Here is a 21,263-nt window from a genome sequence, read left to right on the forward strand (position 1 = left end):
CGAAAGATCCGTTTCGACACACCGGGCACCCCTCGTACGGGAGACGCGTTCACAACGCCGTTCGGTTGCAGCGAAGGTCCCGGCCGGAGGGGACCGATTCCCCTGACCCGCACCGGCCGACCGGAGTGGGATGGAGAGGCAGGAACCCACCGAGGAGGAGCCATGCGGACCGCAACCATCGTCGTCGCCACCGACGGCACCGCGTCGAGCCGGGCGGCGATCCGCTGGGCGGCCCGGGAGGCCGCACGGCGCGACGCCACCCTCCGGGTCACCCACGTCATCGACTGGCAGCACGGCGAGGCCCGCTACGACCTCGACGGCGGCGGTTTCGCGGCGGCCCGGCAGATCGCCGAAGGGGTGGCGCGCACCGGCGCCGCACTGGCCCGCGAGGTCGTCCCGGAACTGCTGACCGAGATCGACATCCTGGTCGGCAACCCGGCCGCCCGCCTGCTGGCCCAGACCGGCGACGCCGACCTGCTGGTGCTCGGCAGCCGCGGCCGGGGCGGCTTCACCAGCCTCGTGCTCGGCTCGGTCAGCCAGCGGGTCGCCATGCACGCCGGGGTCCCGGTGGTCGTGGTCCGCGGCCGCGGCGACGTCACCGACGGCCCGGTCGCGGTCGGCTTCGACGAGTCCGAGCAGTCCCAGCACACCCTGCGGACCGCTTTCGAACTGGCCGCCGCCCGGGGCGCCCCGCTCGCCGTGATCCGCACCTACCTGCCGGTGCTGTCGCTCTACATGGGTGTCGCCACGGCGACCGTGCCCACCCCCGAGGAGGACGCCGCCGAGCGCCTGCACCTCGAGGAGCAGCTCGCCCCGTGGCGGGAGCGGTTCCCGGACGTCCGGGTGGAGGCGCTGCTCTCGCACGACAGCGCCGCGTCCGTGCTGTCCGGCGTCTCGCACGGCGCCCAGCTGGTCGTCGTCGGCAGCCGCGGCCACGGCACCCTCGCCGGCACCCTGCTCGGCTCCACCGGCCTGCAGTTGCTGCACCACGCCGACAGCCCGGTCTACCTCGACCGGCAGGCCGCCTGACGCCGGCTCCGCGTCGTTTCAAGATCAAATTCCGGGGTACGCCGTGAGTAGACCGGCGTATCCGGGGCAAGGAATCCCACCGAGGAGGCAATGATGAGCACCGGATATCTGATCGTGGTGGGCGTCGACGGCTCCGAAGGCGGCCGCCGGGCCCTGCGCTGGGCCGCCACCGAGGCCGCCGCACGCGGAGGCGCCGTACGGGCGGTGACCGCCTGGTCCTGGGACGGGCTCGACTACGGCCCGGCCCCGGCCGAATCCCGCGGCGAAGAACAGGAACGCGCCGTGTGGATGATCGACGCCGAGATCCGGGAACTGGTCAAGGAGCGCGGCTCGCACCTGCCGGTGACCGGCGAGGCCGTCGAGGGCTCCCCCGCCGAGGTGCTGTCCGCCGCAGCCCGTGGCGCCGACATGCTGGTCCTCGGCAGTCACGGCCACAGCCGGGTGCGGCACACCGTACTGGGCTCCGTGAGCGAGTCCTGCGTACGCATGGCCGCCTGCCCGGTCGTGGTCCTCCCGGTGCCGGCCCACGAGCCGGCCACCGTCTGACCCCACTTGCAGGGAACGGGACGCGCCCCCAGGACGCGTCCCGTTCCCGTCTCAGTGGCGGGCGGCGCCGTGCCGCCGGTGACCGTCGGGCGGCCAGATCCGGTCGATGATCGACTCCAGCAGCGGGCCGGCCACGATCAGGACCAGGAACAGCAGGACGATGAGCGTCACGACGATGGCCACGAGGGCACCTCCCGGGTGTGTTCGGCCCTCCGATCGTGCTCCGTCCCCGTACACCCCGACAGTGGGCGATGGTCCCGATCGTCCGCCTTCCGGCCCGTCCCCGGCCGGCAGGCCGAACGTCCCGAAACGGACGGCCCTTCGGCGGCCACGGAAAGGGATGTTCGGCACCGGTGGCGCCATCGACGGCGGAGGAGAGTCATAGGTGCAGACAACGTCCCAAGGAGGACCAGATGGCCACCATCGGTCGCGCCACCACAGCCCAGCTGGAAAACGTCGAAGCACCCGGCTCGATGCTCACCCACGGCGCCGCGCGGGCGCTGGCGGTCCTTCGTGTCGCCACCGGCTTCGTCTTCCTGTGGGCCTTTCTGGACAAGACTTTCGGGCTCGGCTACGCGACGCCGGCCGAGCGCGCCTGGATCAACGGCGGCTCGCCCACCAAGGGCTTCCTCGCCGGCGTCGAGGTCGGACCGTTCCAGGACTTCTTCCACACCATCGCCGGCGCCCCCTGGGCCGACTGGATGTTCATGCTGGGCCTGCTCGGGATCGGGGCCGCTCTGATCCTCGGCATCGGCCTGCGGATCGCCGCCGTCTCGGCCGGCCTGATGATGGGCTTCATGTGGCTGGCCGAATGGCCGCTCGCCCAGGCGACCGCCGCCGGTGAGGCCACCCACTCGACCAACCCGCTGGTCGACTACCACATCGTCTACGGTGTCGTCGCCGTCGTGCTGGCGCTGGCCTACGCCGGCCACACCTGGGGCCTCGGCCGCTGGTGGGCGAAGCTCCCCTTCGTCCGCAAGAACCGCTGGCTCATCTGACCCACCCCGTCCCACCCCACCCCAGGAGCCCGGCCCCCACAGGGCCGGGCTCCCTCCGCATGTGGTGACGAATTCCGCCCAACCCGGTGCCCGCGACCCCCGGCGGGTGCATCCTGCTGGAAGGCCATCGAAGGGAGGCGACGATGATCGCGCACGTGGGTGACCGCATCGTGGTGAAGGGCAAGCACGTCGGCGACGGCAACAAGGCCGGCATCATCACCGAACTGCGGCACCAGGACGGCACACCCCCGTACGAGGTCCGCTGGGACGACGGCCACACCGGCCTGATCTTCCCCGGCCCCGAGACCCACCTGGAGGGCATCAGCCGCTGAACGCACCGCGGTCGGATCAAGGACTTCCCGGCGGTTGCGGCGATCGGAGTGCATACGCTCCGGAGTCCCGAACCGGCGAGAGAAGGGCCGGACCGCTGACCGCCGACACCCCCCATCATGTCTTCCTGCCCTGCGCGGCCCTGCCGCGCGGGAGCACGGAACTGCACCTCGACCTGCATCACACCGAGGACGGGCGGCTGGCGCTGCTCGTCTACTCGTCGCTGGAGCTGCTGGTCGACTGCTGCGGCACGGGCCAGCCCTGGACGCAGATCCCGGTCACGGATCTGGACCGGATCCAGGCACTCACCGGATTCGAACTCGTTCTCATCGATGCGCGTATACCTCAGCAGCTTCGACGGGGAGAGGACGAACGATGACCGACCGCCTGCACGTCGACACGGCGCTGCTCGACGCGATCGCCGAACGGCTGATCCGGTCCGGCATGACACTCGACGCGTCCGGCGGCTCCGCCCCGCCGTCCCCGGACGCCGGGGCCGCGACGCCCCTGGTCGCCGACCTGCTCGCAGCCCTTCTCGGGGCTTCGAGCACGCTGGTCGGCGGTCTTCACGAGATCGGCGGCCTGGTGACCGACGCGCGCCAGGTGTACGCCCGCGAGGATCGGAACGCGGGTCAGAGCATCAACGGGACGCTCTGATGCCGATCGACACCCGGTTGGACGGGCGGCCGGATCAGGTGGCCGCCACCGCACGCTGGCTCCATGACCAGCTCGCCTTCGAGGTGAACTCCAGTGCCGCAAGCCTCCGATCCGCCCACGCCGACGCCACGGAAGGCTGGAACGGCGCCGCCGGTGCCGTTTTCCAGGCACGGATGACCACCAACTCCGAGCGGGCCCGAAATCTGCACGCCGGCATCGAGAGCGCCTCCACAGGCCTGACCCGGTACGCCGAACACCTGGCCGAGGCACAGGACCACATGCGGCGGGCCCGGGAGATCGCGGCCGGTGCCGCCCTACGGGTCGACGGCACGGTGATCCACGAACCCGGGACCGCCCCCGCGACCGGGGCGGGCCTCGACGACCCGACGACGGCGGCCACCCATCGACGACAGCAAGAGGCTTACCACCTCGCGCAGGCCGAGGCCCAGAAGGGCCGGACCGCCATGGGCGTCGGCGACGCGATCGTCAAGAACATGTGGGACGACGTGCGCCAGAAGTACCACCTCATGGTCGGCGACTTCGTCAACGGAGGCGTCTACGGCGGAATGATGGCGAAGCGTGTCGCCGACCTCAGCGAAGCGGCTGAGCTGGCGAAGAAGTCCAGCACCGATCTCGCGACGGAATACCGGAAGACGCCGGGCGGCACGCCGAAGTCCCAGGCGCTGAACAATGCCGCGTTCGCCAAACACCTGGAAGCTCAGAAACTCGACGTCAAGGCGACGAACATCGCACGCCGGGCGGGAAGCAGGATTCCGCTCATCGGGCTGGGTGTCACCGCGGCCGGTATCGGCTACGACATCACGCACGGCAAGCCGGCGACGAAGGCGATCATCTCCGGCATCGGTGGCGCGGGCGTGGCGGTCCTCGTCGGCGCGGGTATCGGCACCGTCCTCGGAGGTCCGGTGGGCACCGTCGTCGGCGCGACCCTGGGCGCGGCCGCCGGAACCGCGGTCAGCGCGGTGCTCGACGTCGCCTACGACCATCGAGACGAGATAAACCGGGCGATCGGAACCGCGCATCAGGTCGCTTTCGAGACGATCGGTGACGGAGTCGACACGGTCAACAAGACCATCGGCGCAGCGAACCAGGCTGCCGCCGCGGCGGTCGGCGAGGTCAACGAGGCGCTCGGCAACGGCGCAAAGAAGGTTCTGAACGCCATCTTCTGATCGCGACGTCGAGACGGAGCCGGACATGTCCCCCCAGAATTTCCACCTCGACGGCGATGGGCCTACCGACCGGGAGGAGCCGTGGCCGGTACCGGGTCGATCACCGTTGCTCATCCTCGTCGTCATCTTCCTGAGCGTTCTCGCGGTGGTGCTCGGAGGGCTCGCCGTAGCGGCACTCGCCGAAGGCAGCCGGATCGCCGCGGCCGTCTGCGCGTGGGGCGCCCTGCTGTTCGGCCATGTCGCCGGATTGTCGGTCTATCTGCGCTGGCGCCCGTTGCGGCAACGTGCCCGCACGCCACGAATCGACGGCACCTCTGACGGCGCGGGAGTCTCGTTCCGTTACTCGGCCTGGGGTTACTACTGGTCCACGACCGTGGTGCTGTTCGCCGTCGGGGCGCTGGCCCCGATCATCGCCGCCGGATTCTCGAACGGCATCCTCGGCTGGCTGATCTCGATCGCGATCGCCCTGACCGGGCTACTGCTGATCGCGCTGTACGGGCTGATGCTGGCGCGAGCCCCGGGGAAGCTGATCCTCACCCCACAGGGCCTGCACCATCGCGGCTTGACGTTCGAGCAGTACGCGCCCTGGTCCGCGGTACTCCTCGTCGCGCCCGCCACGGTGAACCGGGCGCGGTCGGTCATGGTTCACCTCGAACCGTCCGCCGAAGTCCGCGTCCGGAACGTCGTCCCTGCTCGGTTCGGTGTCCGCGAGCAGGCACTTCTTCCGGACATCGTGGTCCGTGATCCCTGGTTGCTCGCCGATCCGATGCTCGTCTACCGGACGGTACGGCACTACCAGGAGCATCCCGAGCATCGCGGCGAACTGTCCGGCGAGGCCGCGCTGGAGCGGATCGCGCAGCGGCGCTTCCCGACCGCATGAGCAAGCTGCACCACTCTGGGCGGGGCGTCGGCGCGCGGGTGAGGTGTGGGGTCAGTCGCCGCGCAGGCGGGACCAGAAGGAGTCCCTGGCCGGGCCGCGGGAGCGGATCTCGACGGAGCTGAACCAGGCGTTCACCCGGACCCGGATCTCCGGGGTGCCGGGCAGCCGGGGCACGGCCGCGAGCCGCACCTCCTCGGAGCTGAGGACGCTGGCGCCGTCGAGATCGACCTCGACACCCTCGGGGACGGTGACCTTCAGCTCGCCGAACAGGCACAGGCCGTCGATCTCGATGACGTCGGCGCCGGTGACGACGTCACGCAGGTCGAGGTGGGTCGAGCCGAACAGGGTGAAACTGCCCAGCCGCCCGGACCGCAGCCGCCATCGGCCGCGCCGTTTGCGCTGGCTGAGAATGGTGACGACCTTGTCCACGGTGCGGGCCGTCCCGACAACGGGCACCGGGGCGAGCCCTTCGGTGGCACGGGACAGCTCGACGTCGGTGGCGGCCGACCAAGCCGCGCCCACCCGTACGCTGAACTCCTCAAGGGTGATCCGCCCGTCACCGCAAGCCTGTTGCAGTTCATCGGCCACCCGTTCGCGGTCTCCGTCGGAGATCGGAAGCGTCACGCCCGCCGACTCTACAACCCGATCGCAACCGTGAGCGGGCAGAGCGCGGCGCAAACGGACTCGGATCGGTCGGATCAAGGACGAAGGTGTGGGCGGCTGCCGTCCGGCGCATAGCGTGCTTGCTCTCGGCCGGGCGAGCGGAGGCGACCATGCCCGATCACTCCACCACCGACGGCGAGCCACCGACTCGGCGAGCACTTCCCCCGTACATCTATGTTCCCTGCTCACCGGTTCGCGCAGGCGATACGGAACTCGCTGTGGATCTGCGTCCCACCCAGTCCGGACAGGTCGCGCTTCTCGTCTATTCGGCTCTGGACCGTTTGGTGGAGAACTGCGGCGAGAGCCAGCCGTGGACCGTCCTACCCGCCACCGAGCTGGAACGGATCCGGGAAGCGACCGGTTTCGAACTGATTCTGCTCGACGTGTGTATACCCGAGCGACTACGGCGTGGCGCGGAAGGAGATCAGCCATGACCGACCGCCTGGACATCGACACGACGCTGCTCGACGCGATCGCCGACCGCTTGGACCGAGCCGGCCAGGACGTCGACGCGACCGGCGCCGCTGCCCCCGCTCCCCCGGACGCGGGACTGGCTACGCCACTGGTGGCTGACGTTCTGGCCCTGCTCTGCGGCAACGCCGCGAAGCTGGCCGGGGATCTGCGGGCGATCGGATCTCGCATCACCGAGGCCAACCGTTTGTACACGGAGGAGGACGCCGCCGCCGGGTCGTTCATCCGTAGGGCGTCCTGATGCCGATCGACACTCGCGTCGACGGGCGCCCGGAGCAGGTGCACATGACCGCCGACTGGCTACGTGGGCGGCTGGCCTCCGAGGTCGCCGCAGGCGCGACAACGATGAACACGGTTCGCGGCGACGCCACGTCAGGTTGGCGGGGAGCCGCCGGCGCGGCGTTTCAGAACCGGATGTCGGCGGACGTGACCACCGCGGACGGGCTGCACGCTCAGCTCAGGAGCACCGCCGACGCGCTCACCGAGTATGCGGACCAGTTGGCGCGGGCACAGCAACACATGGTCAACGCACGGGAGATCGCGGCCGGCGGCGGCCTGCCGGTCGACGGGTTCGTGATCCAGGACCCAGGCACAGCCCCGGCCGGCCCGGACACGACGGCCGCCCCGGCGCAGCTCGCCGCGCACACCGAGGCGGTAGCCCTGCACCAACGGCAGGCCGACGCCTATGTTCTGGCCGAAGGGGAGGCCCGCAAAGGGACAGCGGCGATCCGGTTCGGAACGGACGTCCTCAAGAACATGTACGACGACGTGACGAAGAAGTGGTTCTTCGCCACCGGGGACCTCGTCAACGGCGTCTACGGCGGGTTTCTCAGGAAGCACATCGCCACCGTCCGCGCGCATGGGGAGGAGGCACTCGAACAGGTCAAGAAGCTCGAGGCCCACTACAAGGCGTCGCAGGGTGGATCGGCGCACTCCAGGTCGCTCATCAGGATGATGTCCGAGCTAACCACGGAGGGACACGCGGCGGAGGCCCGTGCCGCCTCGCTCGGCGCGCGATTCGCGGGCAAGATCCCCGTGATCGGATACGCCATCACCGCCGCCGGTGTCGGCTACGACATCCAGCACGGCAAACCCGCGGTGAAGGCGGTCGCCTCCGGAGCGGCCAGCATCGGTGGCTCGATTCTCGGCGGCATGGCCGCCGGGGCGGTCATCGGGACCTCTCTCGGCCCGGTCGGCACCGTCATCGGGGTCGCTGCCGGGGCTGTCGTCGGAGGCCTTGTCGCGAGTGGCATCACCGACGCGGTGTACGACCGGATGCCGGAAGGCGTCCGGGACGCCTTCGACGATGGGCAGGCAGCGGTCGGTAGGGCGATCAGCGACGTGGGTGACGATGCCGCCGAGATCTGGCGCAAGATCTTCTAGGGGACCGCGATGACCGAGGATTCGCCGTGGGAGGGCATGGGCCCGGGAACCGGCTTCAAGGTGTCACTTGTTTCGATGATCCTTTTGACGGGCGTGTCCGCGGCCACCGCGGTGGGCTCGGCCGTCGACGGAGATCCGCTGGGCGCGGTCGGATTCGGTGCGGCCGCGGTCTTTCTCGGCCAGCTCTCCGGCCTCTGTGCCCATCTCTGGTGGCGCCCCCGGCGGGCGGTGGCGCCGCGACTGGTTCACAACGGTCTGACGTTCCGGTACTCCGGATGGTCCTACTACTGGATGGGCGGCTTCGCGGTTCTGATGGCGCTGGCCCTCCTGCTCGGTGGCCTCGCCTTCCTGGCCGCCGGCGGAACCACCGGCCTCGTCGTGGCGCTCGTCGCGTTCAGCGGGGCCTTCCTCTTCGGGTGGGTGGTGGTGCGGCTGCTGTACGGCGGGCGTGGCAGGCTGCGGCTCACGCCGGCCGGGCTGGAGCATCACGGGCCGGGTTTCACCCATCGGCTCGCCTGGGAGCACGTCGTCGATGTGCGGCACGCGGCCGAACGGGGGTCACCCCTCATCATCGTGCATCCGATGGTGACCGGCGCCGTGGACGTGACCTTCACGTGGCCGACCCGGCTCGGTGGGCGAGGGGGATTCATGCTGCCGTCGATGGTGATCCGCGGCGGATGGCTGGCGGACGACCCGGTCGTCGTTCTGCGAACCCTGCAGCATTACCACGGTCACCCGGAGCACCGGGGTGAACTGGCGTCCGGCGCAGCGCTGCAACGGGTCGGGCAGCGACGGTTCGGTCTCCGATCGCCGCGGTGATCGCCGGCAGCGGTGGTCCCCTGTACGCCGCGTTCGGGGGGAGCTGACACACTTGACCGATCATGACGCTGACCGATCGCATCCCGGGATCCTCCGAACCTGACGCCGTCTTCGACGCCTTTCAATCGTGGGTGACGGAGCAGGGCCTGACCCTGTATCCGCATCAGGAGGAGGCGCTGATCGAGATCGCGACCGGCGCGAACGTCATCCTGAACACGCCGACCGGCTCGGGGAAGAGCCTGGTGGCGACCGGCGCGCATTTCGCGGCGCTGGCCGGCGACCGGACCACCTTCTACACGGCGCCGATCAAGGCGCTGGTGAGTGAGAAGTTCTTCGCCCTGTGTGCGACATTCGGCGCGCAGAACGTGGGCATGCTGACCGGTGACGCGAGTGTGAACGCGGACGCCCCGATCGTCTGCTGCACCGCGGAGATCCTGGCGAACCTGGCGTTGCGGGAGGGCGCGGACGCCGACGTCGGCCAGGTGGTGATGGACGAGTTCCATTTCTACGCCGAGCCGGACCGGGGCTGGGCCTGGCAGGTGCCGCTGCTGGAGCTGCCGCAGGCGCAGTTCGTGCTGATGTCGGCGACGCTCGGCGACACCTCGCGGTTCGTCGACGACCTGACCCGGCGTACCGGGCGGGAGACCGCGGTGGTGGCGAACGCGGAGCGGCCGGTTCCGCTGATCTTCGAGTACGCGATGACGCCGCTGCACGAGACGATCGAGGAGCTGCTGTCGACCAAGCAGTCGCCGGTCTACATCGTGCATTTCACGCAGGCGGCGGCGCTGGAGCGGGCGCAGTCGCTGATGAGCATCAACATGTGCACGCGGGCGGAGAAGGACGCGATCGCCGCGGCGATCGGCAACTTCCGGTTCACCGCCGGTTTCGGGCGTACGCTGTCGCGGCTGGTCCGGCACGGTATCGGCGTGCACCACGCCGGGATGCTGCCGAAGTACCGCCGCCTGGTGGAGACGCTGGCCCAGGCCGGCCTGTTGAAGGTCATCTGCGGCACCGACACGCTGGGTGTCGGCATCAACGTCCCGATCCGTACGGTGCTGTTCACCGGCCTGTCGAAGTACGACGGGGTGCGGACCCGCCTGTTGAAGGCGCGCGAGTTCCATCAGATCGCGGGCCGGGCGGGCCGGGCCGGGTTCGACACCATCGGCACGGTGATCGTGCAGGCGCCGGAGCACGTGATCGACAACGAGCGGGCGCTGGCGAAGGCCGGTGACGACCCGAAGAAGCGGCGCAAGGTGGTGCGCAAGAAGCCGCCGGAGGGGCAGATCGGCTGGGGCCGGCCCACCTTCGACCGGCTGGTGGAGGCCGAGCCGGAGCCGCTGACGTCGTCGTTCCAGATGAGCCACGCGATGCTGCTGAACGTGATGAACCGCGGCGGTGACCCGTACCCCGCTCTGAAGCACCTTCTGACGGAGAACCACGAGGAGCGGCCGTCGCAACGTAGGCTGATCCGGCGGACGATCGGTATCGCGCGTGCCCTGATCGCCGGGGGCGTCATCGAGCGTACCGATGAGGGGTCTTACCGGCTCGTCGAGGATCTTCAGCTGGACTTCGCGCTGAACCAGGCGCTGTCGCCGTTCGCGCTGGCCTGCCTGGAGCTGCTGGACCGGGAGGCGCCGGAGTACCCGCTGGACGTGGTGTCGGTGATCGAGTCGACGCTGGAGGATCCGCGGCAGGTGGTGTCGGCGCAGCGGCAGAAGGCGCGGGGCGAGGCGGTCAACGCCATGAAGGCCGAGGGCATCGAGTACGAGCAGCGGATGGAGCTGCTCGAGGAGGTGTCCTGGCCGATGCCGCTGCGGGAGCTCCTGGAGGCGGCGTACGAGACGTACCGGCGCGGGCATCCGTGGGTGGCCGACTACGAGCTGCGGCCCAAGTCGGTGGTCCGGGACATGTACGAGCGGGCGATGACGTTCACCGAGTACATCTCGTTCTACGGCCTGTCCCGGTCGGAGGGCCTGGTGCTGCGGTACCTGGCGGACGCGTACCGGGCGCTGCGGCAGACGGTGCCGGAGGACGCCCGCACCGAGGAGCTGACCGACCTGATCGAGTGGCTGGGCGAGCTGGTCCGGCAGGTCGACTCGAGTCTGCTGGACGAGTGGGCGCGGCTGCAGAACCCGGGCGCCGAGCCCGAGGAGGTGCGCATCGACGACAAGCCGCCGGCGGTCACCCGCAACGCCCGTGCCTTCCGGGTGCTGGTGCGCAACGCCATGTTCCGGCGGGTGGAGCTGGCCGCGCTGCGCCGCTGGGATCTGCTCGGCGAGATGGACGCGGAGAACGGCTGGACGTCGGAGCGCTGGCAGCAGGCGATCCAGGAGTACTACGAGGAGTACGACGAGCTGGGTACCGGCCCGGCCGCGCGCGGTCCGGCGTTCCTGCACATCGAGCAGGGCCCGGCGGTGTGGACGGTGCGGCAGGTGTTCGAGGACCCGGAGGGCGACCACGACTGGGGCATCGACGCCACCGTCGACCTGGCCGCCTCGGACGAGGCCGGCACCGCGGCGATCACGGTGACGGCGGTGGGTCCACACTGATCCCGGTGACCGCCGGCAGCCGTACGGTGAAGGTGGTCCCCAGCCCGGGTTCGCTGCTGGCGGTGACCTCGCCGCCCTGGTCGGCGACGATCCGGCGGACGATGGTCAGGCCCAGCCCGGAGCCGCCGGTGGCGCGCTGCCGGGCCGGGTCGGCGCGCCAGAACCGGTCGAAGACGCGGGACACCTCGTCGGCGCTCATGCCGACGCCGGTGTCGCGGACGGTCAGGACCGCCTCGGGGCCGTCGCGGGTGACCCGCATCTCGACCCGGCCGCCGGCGTCGGTGTAGCGGATGGCGTTGGTGAGCAGGTTGCTGAGCACCTGACGGGTGCGGTCCGGGTCGACGAACACCTCGAGCGGGCCGGGGAGGTCGGCGACCAGTTCGACGCCGGCGTTCTGCGCCACCGCCCGGTGCGCGGTGACGGCGGCCTCGACCAGTTCGGGCAGGTCCACCGGGATCGGGTCGTAGCCGAGGGCGCCCGCCTCGGCGAGTGCCAGCATCTGGAGGTCGTCGAGGATGCGCCGCTGGAGCAGGGTCTCCTCGTGCAGGGAGGCGAACAGCTCAGGGGACGGCTCGACCACCCCGTCGGCGAGGCCCTCCAGGTAGCCGCGCAGGTTCGACAGCGGCGTCCGCAGCTCGTGCGCGACGTCGGCGACCAGCCGCCGCTGGCGTTCCTCGCTGCGCTGGAGCGCCTCGGCCATGGCGTTGAACGCGCCGGACAGCCGGGCCAGCTCGTCCTGGCCGTGGGTGGGCACCCGCACGTCGAGGCGGCCGGCGGCCAGTTGCAGGGAGGCGCCGGTGAGCAGCCGGACCGGCCGGCTGACCCGGCGGGCTATCCAGGCGGTGCCGGCGGCGGCGGCCAGCAGCAGGGCGAAGGCGCCGAACACACCGGGCCGCTGCAATCCGTCCAGCTCGGTGCCCTGCCGCACGCCGAAGAAGACCCGCACCGGTACGACCGACGAGCTCGCCGCCAAGGCCACGAACTCTTCGACGAGGCACTGGTCGTAGGCGTCGGCCGCGAAACGGCAACTGGACAGCCGCGACCACGCGTTGTCGAGCCACTCCCAGTCGTCGTGGATCCGGGCGGATCCGGTGGCCGCGCAGGACGGCGACGCGGTGCGGCGCTGCTCGCTGAGGTAGGGCGGCTGGTCGGTGTCGAGGACGCCGATCGTGCCGGTGTCCTGGGCCATGCAGTCGGCGGCCTGGAGCGCGGCCCGGTACTTGGCCAGCTGGAGCAGCGCCCGCACTTCGGGGCGGCTGCCGGGGGGTTCCGGGCCGAGTAGGTCGGCCGGCAGCCGTGGCAGTGGCGGGGTCCGTTCCTTCGGCGACTCGAGCGCGGCCAGTTCCTTCTTGCTCATCGCCACCGAGCCGAGCGCGTCGGCGGCCCGCACGATGTCGTCGGAGAGCACCGGCACCGGCTCGACGTTGGCGGGCAGCCGCTGGACCGGGCCGGTCTCCCGGTCCTCCATGGTGTCGGAGTCCACCAGCACCTCGGTGTCACGGGTCTCCACCCGGATGTGCAGGCCGGTGGTGGCGGCCAGGCGCCCGACCACCTGGTCGATGCCGGTCCACTGCCCGTGCACGACGCCGTAGCGGCGGATCTCGTCGACGATCTCGGCCTGGTGCCGGTCGCGGGCCTCCTCGGCGTTCGCCACGGCGCGGGAGGTGAGGCTCAGGGTGAGCCAGGCGGTCGCCCCGATCGCGGTGCCGGCCACCACCAGCACCAGCAGGAAGATCCGCAGGCGGAAACTCACTGCTCGGCCATCCGGTAGCCGCGGCCGTAGACGGTCTGCACGTACCGGGGCTCGGCCGGGTTGACCTCGATCTTGCGGCGCAGGTTGACCACGTGCGCGTCGACGGTGCGCTCGGAGACCTCGTTCTCGAAGCCGAACGTCTTGTCCAGGATCTGCCCGCGGGTGAAGACCCGGCCGGGTTCGCGGGCCAGCAGTTCGAGGATGCCGAACTCCTTGGCGGTCAGCCGGACCGGGGCGCCGGCGACGCGGACCTCGAACCGGGGGGTGTCCACCTCGAGCGCGCCGACGCGCAGCACCTCGGTGGCGTCGGAGCCACGGGTACGGCGCAGCAGCGCCCGGATGCGGGCGGTCAGCTCGCGCGGGCTGACCGGCTTGCTCAGGTAGTCGTCGGCGCCGATGTCCAGGCCGAGCAGCATGTCGTTCTCCCCGGAGCGGGCGGTGACCAGCAGGATCGCCACGTCGGCGAGGGCCGGGTCCGGGTCGGCGCGCAGGATCCGGCACACGTCGAGGCCGTCGACCTCGGGCATCATCCAGTCCAGCACCAGCAGGTCCGGACGGCGGGCCCGGGTCTGCTCCAGCGCCGCCCGGCCGTCACCGACGGTGAGCACCTGATGACCCTCCCGCTCCAGGTAGAGGCGGATCAGCTGGGCGTGTTTCGGGTCGTCGTCGGCCACCAGGATGCGCGCTGTCACGGTTCGCATTGTGATGCAGCGGGTCCAGGCGGCCAAGAAATGCGAGAAACCGATGAAGATCGGATCCCGGATTCGTGCCGTGCGGGTTCTCGGCAGCTTCCGCACAGGTTCTTCACAGGTGGCGGCCTACCGTCGGCTCCTCGCTACTTCAAGGAGGTTCCTCGATGTGTGGCCTGAGCGCTTTCGTGAGCAGCCGGCCGGGCGCCGGGCCGCTGGACGACACGTTCCTGACGGAGTTCGCCGCCGCGCTCGCGACGATGCACCACCGCGGTCCGGACGACACGCAGGTCGTGCACGGCGAGGGGTACGTGTTCGGCTTCAACCGGCTCGCGATCATCGACCGGGAGCACTCGGTGCAGCCGCTGCACTACGCCGACCGGTGGACCGTGGTGTTCAACGGGGAGATCTACAACTACCAGGAGCTGCGCGCCGAACTGATCCGGGCGCACGACGCGGTCTTCGCCACCGAGGGCGACAGCGAGGTGCTGGCGGCGGCCTTCCACTACTGGGGTGAGGCGGCGCTGCCCCGCCTGCGGGGGATGTTCGCGTTCGTGGCGTACGACCACCGCACCGGCACCCTGCACGCGGCCCGCGACGCGTTCGGCATCAAACCGCTGTACCTGCTGGAGACCGCCGACGGCCTGCACCTGGCCAGCGAGCGCAAGGCCCTGGACCCGTTCGCGCCCCCGGCCGGCGCGGCCCTGGACACCGAGTCGCTGGCCCACTACCTGACCTTCCAGTACGTGCCGGACCCGCTGAGCCTGCACCGGCACATCCGCCGGCTGCCGCCGGGTCACCGGATCGTCTGGACGCCGGGCGGCGGGATCCGGATGCACCGCTGGTTCAAGCCGTCGCTGCGGCCGCTGCGGGTGCAGCCGGAAGCCGCGTACCAGGCGATCCAGGACGCGCTGACGGCCAGCGTCCGCAAGCACCTGCACGCCGACGTGCCGGTCGGCACGTTCCTGTCCAGCGGCGTCGACTCGTCGGCGATCGCCGCGCTGGCGGCCCGGGAGAAGCCGGACCTGCACGCGTTCACCGCCGGGTTCGCGGCCCAGGGCTACTCGGAGATCGAGATCGCCCAGGACACCGCCGACCAGCTCGGCATCCGGCTCACCCCGACGGTGGTGACCGACGAGGACGTGCTGACCCATCTGCCGCGGATCGTGCAGCTGCTCGACGACCCCGTGGCCGACCCGTCGCTGATCCCGCTCTACTTCCTCGCCCGGACCGCGTCACGGTTCGTGACCGTGGTGCTGTCCGGGGAGGGCTCCGACGAGCTGTTCGGCGGCTACACCATCTACCGGGAGCCGCTGTCGCTGGCCGGGGTCGACAAGCTTCCGCCCGGGGTCAAGCGCGGCCTGCGGCACCTCGCCGACGTACTGCCCGAGGGGGTGAAGGGCCGCTCCTTCCTGGAACGCGGCACCACCCCGATCGAGCAGCGCTACTACGGCAACGCGCGGATCTTCACCCCGGAGGAGAAGGCGCAGCTGATGCGGTTCACCGCGCAGCCGCACACGGCGATCACCGCCCAGCTGTACGCGGAGACCGCCGACGTCGACGACGTGGCCTCGATGCAGTACGTCGACCTGCACACCTGGCTGCCCGGCGACATCCTGGCCAAGGCCGACCGGATGTCGATGGCGCACAGCCTGGAGCTGCGGGTGCCGTTCCTGGACCAGCAGGTGTACGCGGCCGCGGCCGGCCTGCCCACCGAACTGAAACTGCCGCACGGCACCGCCACCACCAAGCACGCGCTGCGCGAGGCGATGAAGGGCATCGTGCCCGAGTCCGTCCGGGAGGCCCGCAAGCTGGGCTTCCCCACCCCGACCCGGCTGTGGCTGCGCGGCCCGATCGGCGACTGGGTGGACCACCTGCTGGCCACCTCCGGCGCCTCCGAGTACCTGGACCTGGAGTACGCCCGCGGCCTGCTGGCCGAGCACCGGGCGGGCGGCGCCGACCGGTCCCGCAAGGTGTGGACGGTGGCCATGTTCTGCCTGTGGCACGCCATCGCCGTGGAGGGCACGATCAGCGTGGACGTGCCGGCCGCACCGACCACGGTCCTGCCGCGCCGCCCGCTCGCCATGCACTGACCGATGAGTTCCGGCGTCACCGCCGGTCCTAACCGGCATGGCGGACCCCGTGATCCGGTTCCCGGTGCGAACAAGGCTGGCGCGTACGGAGATCCCCGTGCTCTGCGCGGCGCTGGCCGACTCGTTACGGGGCCGGCCCGGTGACCTCGTGGTCTGCGAGGTCACCGGGCCGGGTGAGCCGGACGTGGTGCTGGTGGAGGCGCTGGCCCGGCTGCGGCTGACCGCGCGACGGCACGGGCGGCGGCTGCGGGTGGACGGCGCCGGGCCGCCGTTACGGTCGCTGGCCGCCCTGCTGGGGCTCGGCGACCTGCTCGTCCAGGTGGGCGGGGAGCCCGAACAGCGGGAACAACCGGGCGGTGTCGAGGAAGTTGACGACCCCGGTGATCCGCCCGTCTGAGATCTCCAGGACGATCAGCGCCCACGGGTCGTGGCCGGCGCCGCTCTCGCTCGGCCGGTACTGACCGAACGCGGGCAGGCCGCTGGCCACCACCGGGACCAGGCGCGACCCACGGCAGTGGCGGCCGGTGCCGCTCATCCACGCGGTGATGTCCTCGTGACCGCGCAGCCACAGCGCCAGCGGCGGCATCGACAGGGTGGCGTCCTCGTGCAACAACGAGGTGAGAGCGCTCAGGTCGTACGCCTCGAAAGCCTTCACATAGCGCGCGAGAAGCGCACGCTGGGCCTCGTCGAGGGGCGCGAAGGTGTCGCCCGCCGAAGGCGTGGCGGCGGAGATCGTGGCCCGGGCCCGCTGGAGCGCGCTGTTGACGCTCGCCACCGTCATCTCCAGAAGGTCGGCGACCTCCTGGGCCGACCAGGCCAGCACCTCCCGCAGGATGAGCACGGCCCGCTGCCGGGGCGGCAGGTGCTGCAACGCGGCGACGAACGCCAGCCGGATCGACTCCCGGTCGGCGATCAGCCGGGCCGGGTCGGAGCCCTCCGGCAGGATCCGCTCGTCGGGGACCGGGCCCACCCAGATCTTCTCCGGATGGATGTCACCCGGATGGGTGGCATGCCCGGAGCCGGCCGGCCCGAGATCCATCGGCCGGACCCGCCGCTGAACGCTGTCGACCATGGTGAGGCACACGTTGGTGGCGATCCGGTACACCCAGGACCGCAGCGACGACCGGCCCTCGAAGGTGTCCCGGGCACGCCAGGCCCGGATCATCGTCTCCTGCACGGCGTCCTCGGCCTCGAAGGCCGAACCCAGCATCCGGTAGCAGTAGCCGACGAGCTCGGGCCGGAATCGCTCCAGCTGCTTCTCGATCGGGACATCGGTGACGAGTTCGCTCACGGCCCGAACCTATCGCGGATATCTTCGCCCGGCAGCGATGAGTTTCCCGGGCGCGCCCGGTCCACCCGATGTCAGCAACACACAGCAGACCTGAGGAGCGGACATGAGCTACGCGGACGTCAACGGGATCAACCTCTACTACGAGATCCAGGGCGAGGGCCGCCCGCTGATCCTGCTGCACGGCGGGCTCGGATCGGGCGAGATGTTCGCGCCGGTCCTGCCCGCGTTCACCGCGAACCGGCGGGTCGTCCTGCCGGACCTGCAAGGGCACGGGCGGACCGCCGACGTGGACCGGCCGTTCGACATCCGCACCATGGCCGACGACATCGCCGCCCTCATCGACCACCTGGGCCTGGAGAAGCCGGACGTGGTCGGCTACTCCCTCGGCGGCGGCGTCGGCCTGCACCTGGCCATCGCCCACCCGCAGAAGGTCGGCAAGCTGGTGTCCGCCTCGGCCGGAATCCGCCGCAACGCCACCCACGCCGACATCCTCGCCCAGCAGGGGCAGGTCACCGGGGCCGCCGCCGAGTTCATGAAGGAAACCCCGATGTACGAGTCCTACCAGCGGCTGGCCCCGCGCCCGGAGGACTTCCCCCGCCTGCTCGACAAGATCGGCGCCGCGATGGCCGTCGACTACGACCTCACCGACGAGGTCCGCGGGCTGTCCGTGCCGACCCTGATCGTCGGCTCGGACGCCGACATCGTGCCGGCCGCCCACTTCGTCGAGATCTTCAACCTGCTCGACGGCGGCCTGCGTGACGGCGGCTGGACGGGCGAGGGCCGCCCCAAGGGTGGGCACGCCCTGGCCATCCTGCCCGGCACCACCCACTACAGCCTGTTCATGTCCCCGCTGTTCCCGGCGGTCGCGATGGCCTTCCTCGACCAGGAGGGATGACGCTCTATCCGGCTCGGCGGCGCGCCCGGCGCGCCGCCAGCTCGTCACCCTCGGACGGCTGGAACGACGCCGTGATCGGCTGCGGCTGCGTGGCCGGCTCGCCCGGCAGGTGCGACAGCGAACCCTGGATCTCCTTGAACGCGCCGCCGATCGCTATCCCGAACACGCCCTGGCCGCCCTGCAACAGATCCACGACCTCCTCCGGGGAACGGCACTCGTAAACCGTCGTCCCGTCCGAGATCAGCGTGATCTCGGCGAGGTCCGCCACTCCGCGTGAACGCAGCGCGTCGATCGCCCGGCGGATGTTCTGCAACGAGACGCCGGCGTCCAGCAGGCGCTTGACGACCTTCAGCACCACCAGGTCACGGAACGAGTAGAGGCGCTGGGTGCCGGAGCCGGAGGCGTCCCGCACACTCGGCACGACCAGCGTGGTCCTGGCCCAGTAGTCGAGCTGGCGATAGCTGATCCCGACGGCCTGACAGGCGGTGACCCCGCGGTAGCCGACCTCTCCGTCCTCGCCGACTAGTGGGCCCTCAAGAGGTTGCTCGTGCACCCGATGCCTCCCCGCTGCCCATGATCAAAATCTAGGCGGTATGCCGGTTCACCTGGACTTCACGAGCGTATATCTCAATCAACGCCGAAACATGGAGGTAACCGCTCGACACGCCGCGTACGGACTACGGCGAGTGTCGATACTCAGCCTTTGTTCAGCGGTTGCTCAGCCCGCAAAATCTTCCGGACGGACCTGGTCGAGGAACTCGCGGAACTTCTCCACCTCGTCCTCCTGCTCGTCCGGGATCACGATACCGGCCTCGGTGAGCACCTGTTCGGCACAACGGATCGGCGCGCCGACCCGCAGGGCCAGCGCGATCGAGTCGCTGGGCCGCGCCGACACCCGAAGATCGTCGCCGATCAGCAGGTCGGCGTAGAAGACGTTGTCCTTCAGCTCGGTGATCTCGACCGCCTTCAGCGGGGCCTTCACCGCCGCCAGGATGTCGCGCAGCAGATCGTGCGTCAGCGGGCGGGCCGGCTTCACACCCTGCTGCTCGTACGCGATCGCGGTGGCCTCCACCGCCCCGATCCAGATCGGCAGGTAACGGTCGCCGTCGACCTCCCGCAGCAACACGATCGGCTGGTTGCTGGGCAGCTCCACCCGGACCCCGACCACGCTCAGCTCGCGCACCGCCGCCTCCGTGTCGTCATCGTCTCGGCCGCACCGCAGCCGCCCCTAACCTGCACGGTACACGCACACCGCGGCTGTCCGATCCGCGCGGCATCGGGTTCAGCGCCCCAACTCACCCCGTAGGCCCGAGCGGACCAGAGCCGCGTGCAAGCGCTGCGAAAGAGCCTGCAGCTCACGCGCGGTCTCCACGGCACGGGCCCGGGCGGCCGGGTCCTGCTGCCGGGCCAGCGGCGCCAGCAACTGTGTGAACAGGCCCACCTCACGGTCCGCGGCGTTGCGGAAGGCCCGCAGGTGACGCACCTCCAGGCCGTACCGGGTGAGACCCACGACGGCCTCCACAATGATCACCTGGTCGGCGTCGTACCAGCCCGGAGGACGGGCCGACACCAGCCCGATCTGCTCCAGCTCGGCCAGCAGCACCTCGTCCACCCCGGTGCGTTCCACCAGGTCCGCCTTCGGGATGCGGGTGTCGGCCGGATCCGTGGCCCGCTGCGTCCCCACCGCCACCAGCGTGGGCCGCTGCGGAACCACCGGCTCCTTCTCCATCCGGTCCAGCTGCTCGCGGATCACCCGCAAGGGGAGGTACTGATCCCGCTGAGCGGTCAGCACGAAACGCAGCCGGGCCACATCGTTCCACGAGTACTTGCGGTACCCGGAGGCGGTGCGTTGCGGGTCGACCAGACCCTCCGCCTCCAGGAACCGCAACTTCGAGATCGTGGTGTCGGGGAACTCGGTACGCAGGTGGGCCAGCACCTCCCCGATGCTCATCAGCGCACCCTCCCGCCCGTCCTGAGGGCGCGAAGCCCCCGGATCACGCGCGGCCGCCCCCGACGACGTCACGCCCGGCCCTCGCCCTCCGGCCGCGGACCGGCGATGAACACCAGACGGAACTTGCCGATCTGGACCTCGTCGCCATTGCTGAGCGTCGCGGCTTCAACCCTTTCCCGGTTCACATACGTACCGTTGAGCGAGCCGACGTCGCGGACGGTGAACGTGCCACCGTCCCGGTGGAACTCGGCGTGGCGGCGCGACACCGTCACGTCGTCGAGGAAGATGTCACTGTCCGGGTGCCGGCCGCTGGTCGTCACGTCGTGGTCGAGGAGGAAGCGGGCGCCTGCGTTGGGGCCACGGCGGACCACCAGCAGAGCCATCCCCGGCGGGAGCGAGCCGGACATGCGGCTCGGCACCACGTCGGTCTCAGGTCCCTCCAGCACCTCGTCAAGGGCGCCAAGGTTCAGCGTGGACGTGACGTCGAGCGGGGGAAACTCGTCGTCTGGGCGCGTCATCGGACCACCTCACGGATCAGTTGGTCGTCGCCTCCCGGCGGGACACGCGGCGTTGCGGCCCCCGCCGAGCCATTTCGGCCCGACGCACGACTATCGGTTTCAAAGGAATAACAGTTCTTCGTGTGCTTCGCGAGCCTAGTCAGCGCCAATATCGCTGAGCAACCGGACGCGCGGAGACCTCAGCTCTCGGTGAGGGCCCGGTACGCCGCCGCGTCCATCAGCGCCGCGACCGACGCCGGATCGTCCGGCGTGATCTCCACCAGCCAGCCGGCCGCGTACGGCTCGCCGTTGATGATTTCCGGCTCATCGGCCAGCGTCGCGTTCCGCGCCACGACCGTGCCCGATATCGGCGCGTAGATCTCCGAGACGCTCTTGGTCGACTCGATCTCGCCGAGCGAGTCACCCGCCTGCACGACCGCGCCCTCGTCGGGCAGCTGCACGTAGACGATGTCGCCCAGGGCGTCCTGCGCGAAGTGGGTGATGCCCACCCGCACGGGCCCGCTGCCGTCACCGGCGACCCACTCGTGCTCCGCGGTATACCGCAGATCCTCAGGAATCAAC

At 70.6% G+C, this 21,263-nt stretch carries 25 protein-coding genes and 1 pseudogene; 16 read left to right on the top strand and 10 right to left on the bottom strand.

What is annotated here, in order from left to right:
• Positions 1–162 precede the first annotated feature (162 nt).
• Both BJ964_RS42805 and BJ964_RS42810 read left to right on the top strand, forming a co-directional pair.
• Entirely contained in the window at positions 163–1,029 is an 867-nt protein-coding gene (locus BJ964_RS42805; protein WP_188125991.1) for a universal stress protein, read from the top strand.
• A 93-nt stretch (positions 1,030–1,122) separates the two neighbouring features.
• The gene (locus BJ964_RS42810) at positions 1,123–1,575 is read left to right on the top strand and encodes a universal stress protein (RefSeq protein ID WP_188125992.1); all 453 of its coding nucleotides are present in this window, start codon (positions 1,123–1,125) and stop codon (positions 1,573–1,575) included.
• A 51-nt stretch (positions 1,576–1,626) separates the two neighbouring features.
• On the opposite strand, the gene BJ964_RS48820 is transcribed toward BJ964_RS42810, so the two are convergent.
• Positions 1,627–1,758: a hypothetical protein gene (locus BJ964_RS48820; RefSeq protein WP_262479430.1), complete on the bottom strand. Its 132-nt coding sequence runs from the start codon at positions 1,756–1,758 to the stop codon at positions 1,627–1,629.
• 230 nt (positions 1,759–1,988) lie between these two features.
• Between BJ964_RS48820 and BJ964_RS42815 the strand changes: the two genes are divergently transcribed.
• From BJ964_RS42815 to BJ964_RS42835, 6 genes are all read left to right on the top strand, one after another.
• A complete protein-coding gene (locus BJ964_RS42815) occupies positions 1,989–2,573 on the top strand; it encodes a DoxX family membrane protein (RefSeq protein WP_188125993.1) in 585 nt (194 codons plus the stop codon).
• 143 nt (positions 2,574–2,716) lie between these two features.
• Entirely contained in the window at positions 2,717–2,905 is a 189-nt protein-coding gene (locus BJ964_RS42820) for a DUF1918 domain-containing protein (protein ID WP_188125994.1), read from the top strand.
• A 173-nt stretch (positions 2,906–3,078) separates the two neighbouring features.
• Complete coding sequence (locus BJ964_RS49650; protein ID WP_407650865.1) at positions 3,079–3,282, top strand: SAV_915 family protein; 204 nt, start codon at positions 3,079–3,081, stop codon at positions 3,280–3,282.
• Entirely contained in the window at positions 3,279–3,560 is a 282-nt protein-coding gene (locus tag BJ964_RS42825) for a hypothetical protein (RefSeq protein ID WP_188125995.1), read from the top strand. Before BJ964_RS49650 ends, BJ964_RS42825 begins: the two co-directional genes overlap by 4 nt.
• Positions 3,560–4,747, top strand: a complete 1,188-nt coding sequence (locus BJ964_RS42830; protein ID WP_188125996.1) for a WXG100 family type VII secretion target — start codon at positions 3,560–3,562, stop codon at positions 4,745–4,747. The genes BJ964_RS42825 and BJ964_RS42830 overlap by 1 nt, the downstream gene beginning before the upstream one ends.
• A 25-nt stretch (positions 4,748–4,772) precedes the next feature.
• Complete coding sequence (locus BJ964_RS42835) at positions 4,773–5,627, top strand: hypothetical protein (protein WP_188125997.1); 855 nt, start codon at positions 4,773–4,775, stop codon at positions 5,625–5,627.
• Positions 5,628–5,678: 51 nt separating this feature from the next.
• Here BJ964_RS42835 and BJ964_RS42840 read toward each other — a convergent pair whose 3' ends face one another.
• Entirely contained in the window at positions 5,679–6,251 is a 573-nt protein-coding gene (locus BJ964_RS42840; protein WP_188125998.1) for a DUF1707 SHOCT-like domain-containing protein, read from the bottom strand.
• 257 nt (positions 6,252–6,508) lie between these two features.
• Between BJ964_RS42840 and BJ964_RS42845 the strand changes: the two genes are divergently transcribed.
• The 5 genes from BJ964_RS42845 (at position 6,509) to BJ964_RS42865 (ending at position 11,512) form a co-directional block, all read left to right on the top strand.
• On the top strand, positions 6,509–6,724 hold the full coding sequence (locus BJ964_RS42845) for an SAV_915 family protein (RefSeq protein WP_229806744.1): 216 nt from the start codon (positions 6,509–6,511) through the stop codon (positions 6,722–6,724).
• Entirely contained in the window at positions 6,721–7,002 is a 282-nt protein-coding gene (locus BJ964_RS42850; RefSeq protein WP_188126000.1) for a hypothetical protein, read from the top strand. The genes BJ964_RS42845 and BJ964_RS42850 overlap by 4 nt, the downstream gene beginning before the upstream one ends.
• Complete coding sequence (locus tag BJ964_RS42855; RefSeq protein ID WP_188126001.1) at positions 7,002–8,144, top strand: WXG100 family type VII secretion target; 1,143 nt, start codon at positions 7,002–7,004, stop codon at positions 8,142–8,144. Before BJ964_RS42850 ends, BJ964_RS42855 begins: the two co-directional genes overlap by 1 nt.
• A 75-nt stretch (positions 8,145–8,219) precedes the next feature.
• Entirely contained in the window at positions 8,220–8,963 is a 744-nt protein-coding gene (locus tag BJ964_RS42860; RefSeq protein ID WP_188126002.1) for a hypothetical protein, read from the top strand.
• A 62-nt stretch (positions 8,964–9,025) separates the two neighbouring features.
• Positions 9,026–11,512, top strand: coding sequence for a DEAD/DEAH box helicase (locus tag BJ964_RS42865; RefSeq protein WP_188126003.1), 2,487 nt, complete (start codon positions 9,026–9,028; stop codon positions 11,510–11,512).
• On the opposite strand, the gene BJ964_RS42870 is transcribed toward BJ964_RS42865, so the two are convergent.
• Positions 11,484–13,265 carry a sensor histidine kinase gene (locus BJ964_RS42870; protein WP_188126004.1) on the bottom strand — a complete coding sequence of 594 codons (1,782 nt, stop codon included), beginning with the start codon at positions 13,263–13,265 and terminating at the stop codon, positions 11,484–11,486. The two genes, BJ964_RS42865 and BJ964_RS42870, sit on opposite strands and share 29 nt — an antisense overlap.
• Positions 13,262–13,966, bottom strand: a complete 705-nt coding sequence (locus BJ964_RS42875) for a response regulator transcription factor (protein ID WP_188126005.1) — start codon at positions 13,964–13,966, stop codon at positions 13,262–13,264. The genes BJ964_RS42870 and BJ964_RS42875 overlap by 4 nt, the downstream gene beginning before the upstream one ends.
• A 155-nt stretch (positions 13,967–14,121) precedes the next feature.
• Between BJ964_RS42875 and asnB the strand changes: the two genes are divergently transcribed.
• Positions 14,122–16,047 (top strand): asparagine synthase (glutamine-hydrolyzing), encoded by a 1,926-nt coding sequence (gene asnB / locus BJ964_RS42880; protein ID WP_188126006.1) that lies wholly within the window; start codon positions 14,122–14,124, stop codon positions 16,045–16,047.
• A gap of 37 nt (positions 16,048–16,084) precedes the next feature.
• Positions 16,085–16,288, top strand: a pseudogene (locus tag BJ964_RS48825) (hypothetical protein); the annotation flags it as partial.
• 30 nt (positions 16,289–16,318) lie between these two features.
• Here BJ964_RS48825 and BJ964_RS42890 read toward each other — a convergent pair.
• On the bottom strand, positions 16,319–17,338 hold the full coding sequence (locus BJ964_RS42890; RefSeq protein WP_188126007.1) for a sigma-70 family RNA polymerase sigma factor: 1,020 nt from the start codon (positions 17,336–17,338) through the stop codon (positions 16,319–16,321).
• A 103-nt stretch (positions 17,339–17,441) separates the two neighbouring features.
• Between BJ964_RS42890 and BJ964_RS42895 the strand changes: the two genes are divergently transcribed.
• Complete coding sequence (locus BJ964_RS42895; RefSeq protein WP_188126008.1) at positions 17,442–18,233, top strand: alpha/beta fold hydrolase; 792 nt, start codon at positions 17,442–17,444, stop codon at positions 18,231–18,233.
• A gap of 4 nt (positions 18,234–18,237) precedes the next feature.
• Here the strand turns inward: BJ964_RS42895 and BJ964_RS42900 are convergent, their stop codons facing one another.
• The 5 genes from BJ964_RS42900 to gcvH form a co-directional block, all read right to left on the bottom strand.
• Positions 18,238–18,786, bottom strand: a complete 549-nt coding sequence (locus tag BJ964_RS42900) for a MerR family transcriptional regulator (RefSeq protein WP_188126009.1) — start codon at positions 18,784–18,786, stop codon at positions 18,238–18,240.
• 165 nt (positions 18,787–18,951) lie between these two features.
• Entirely contained in the window at positions 18,952–19,416 is a 465-nt protein-coding gene (locus BJ964_RS42905) for a bifunctional nuclease family protein (RefSeq protein ID WP_183219032.1), read from the bottom strand.
• A gap of 99 nt (positions 19,417–19,515) precedes the next feature.
• Positions 19,516–20,184: a transcriptional regulator FtsR gene (gene ftsR / locus BJ964_RS42910; protein WP_223149708.1), complete on the bottom strand. Its 669-nt coding sequence runs from the start codon at positions 20,182–20,184 to the stop codon at positions 19,516–19,518.
• Between the two features lie 68 nt (positions 20,185–20,252).
• Positions 20,253–20,702: an oxoglutarate dehydrogenase inhibitor Odhl gene (gene odhI / locus BJ964_RS42915; RefSeq protein ID WP_183219034.1), complete on the bottom strand. Its 450-nt coding sequence runs from the start codon at positions 20,700–20,702 to the stop codon at positions 20,253–20,255.
• A gap of 179 nt (positions 20,703–20,881) precedes the next feature.
• Positions 20,882–21,262, bottom strand: coding sequence for a glycine cleavage system protein GcvH (gene gcvH / locus BJ964_RS42920; RefSeq protein WP_188126011.1), 381 nt, complete (start codon positions 21,260–21,262; stop codon positions 20,882–20,884).
• Position 21,263: the final 1 nt, after the last annotated feature.

The organism is Actinoplanes lobatus (assembly GCF_014205215.1).
Classification (GTDB): domain Bacteria; phylum Actinomycetota; class Actinomycetes; order Mycobacteriales; family Micromonosporaceae; genus Actinoplanes; species Actinoplanes lobatus.

What these genes read in the sequence shown, in the direction of transcription:
- BJ964_RS42820 (WP_188125994.1), top strand. Translation starts at nt 2,717, where the DNA reads ATGATCGCGCACGTGGGTGACCGCATCGTGGTGAAGGGCAAGCACGTC.
- odhI (WP_183219034.1), bottom strand. Translation starts at nt 20,702, where the DNA reads ATGACGCGCCCAGACGACGAGTTTCCCCCGCTCGACGTCACGTCCACG.
- BJ964_RS42805 (WP_188125991.1), top strand. Translation starts at nt 163, where the DNA reads ATGCGGACCGCAACCATCGTCGTCGCCACCGACGGCACCGCGTCGAGC.
- BJ964_RS42850 (WP_188126000.1), top strand. Translation starts at nt 6,721, where the DNA reads ATGACCGACCGCCTGGACATCGACACGACGCTGCTCGACGCGATCGCC.
- BJ964_RS42830 (WP_188125996.1), top strand. Translation starts at nt 3,560, where the DNA reads ATGCCGATCGACACCCGGTTGGACGGGCGGCCGGATCAGGTGGCCGCC.
- BJ964_RS42835 (WP_188125997.1), top strand. Translation starts at nt 4,773, where the DNA reads ATGTCCCCCCAGAATTTCCACCTCGACGGCGATGGGCCTACCGACCGG.
- BJ964_RS42855 (WP_188126001.1), top strand. Translation starts at nt 7,002, where the DNA reads ATGCCGATCGACACTCGCGTCGACGGGCGCCCGGAGCAGGTGCACATG.
- BJ964_RS42865 (WP_188126003.1), top strand. Translation starts at nt 9,026, where the DNA reads ATGACGCTGACCGATCGCATCCCGGGATCCTCCGAACCTGACGCCGTC.
- BJ964_RS42815 (WP_188125993.1), top strand. Translation starts at nt 1,989, where the DNA reads ATGGCCACCATCGGTCGCGCCACCACAGCCCAGCTGGAAAACGTCGAA.
- ftsR (WP_223149708.1), bottom strand. Translation starts at nt 20,184, where the DNA reads ATGAGCATCGGGGAGGTGCTGGCCCACCTGCGTACCGAGTTCCCCGAC.
- BJ964_RS42810 (WP_188125992.1), top strand. Translation starts at nt 1,123, where the DNA reads ATGAGCACCGGATATCTGATCGTGGTGGGCGTCGACGGCTCCGAAGGC.
- BJ964_RS42860 (WP_188126002.1), top strand. Translation starts at nt 8,220, where the DNA reads ATGATCCTTTTGACGGGCGTGTCCGCGGCCACCGCGGTGGGCTCGGCC.
- BJ964_RS42895 (WP_188126008.1), top strand. Translation starts at nt 17,442, where the DNA reads ATGAGCTACGCGGACGTCAACGGGATCAACCTCTACTACGAGATCCAG.
- BJ964_RS42875 (WP_188126005.1), bottom strand. Translation starts at nt 13,966, where the DNA reads ATGCGAACCGTGACAGCGCGCATCCTGGTGGCCGACGACGACCCGAAA.
- BJ964_RS42825 (WP_188125995.1), top strand. Translation starts at nt 3,279, where the DNA reads ATGACCGACCGCCTGCACGTCGACACGGCGCTGCTCGACGCGATCGCC.
- asnB (WP_188126006.1), top strand. Translation starts at nt 14,122, where the DNA reads ATGTGTGGCCTGAGCGCTTTCGTGAGCAGCCGGCCGGGCGCCGGGCCG.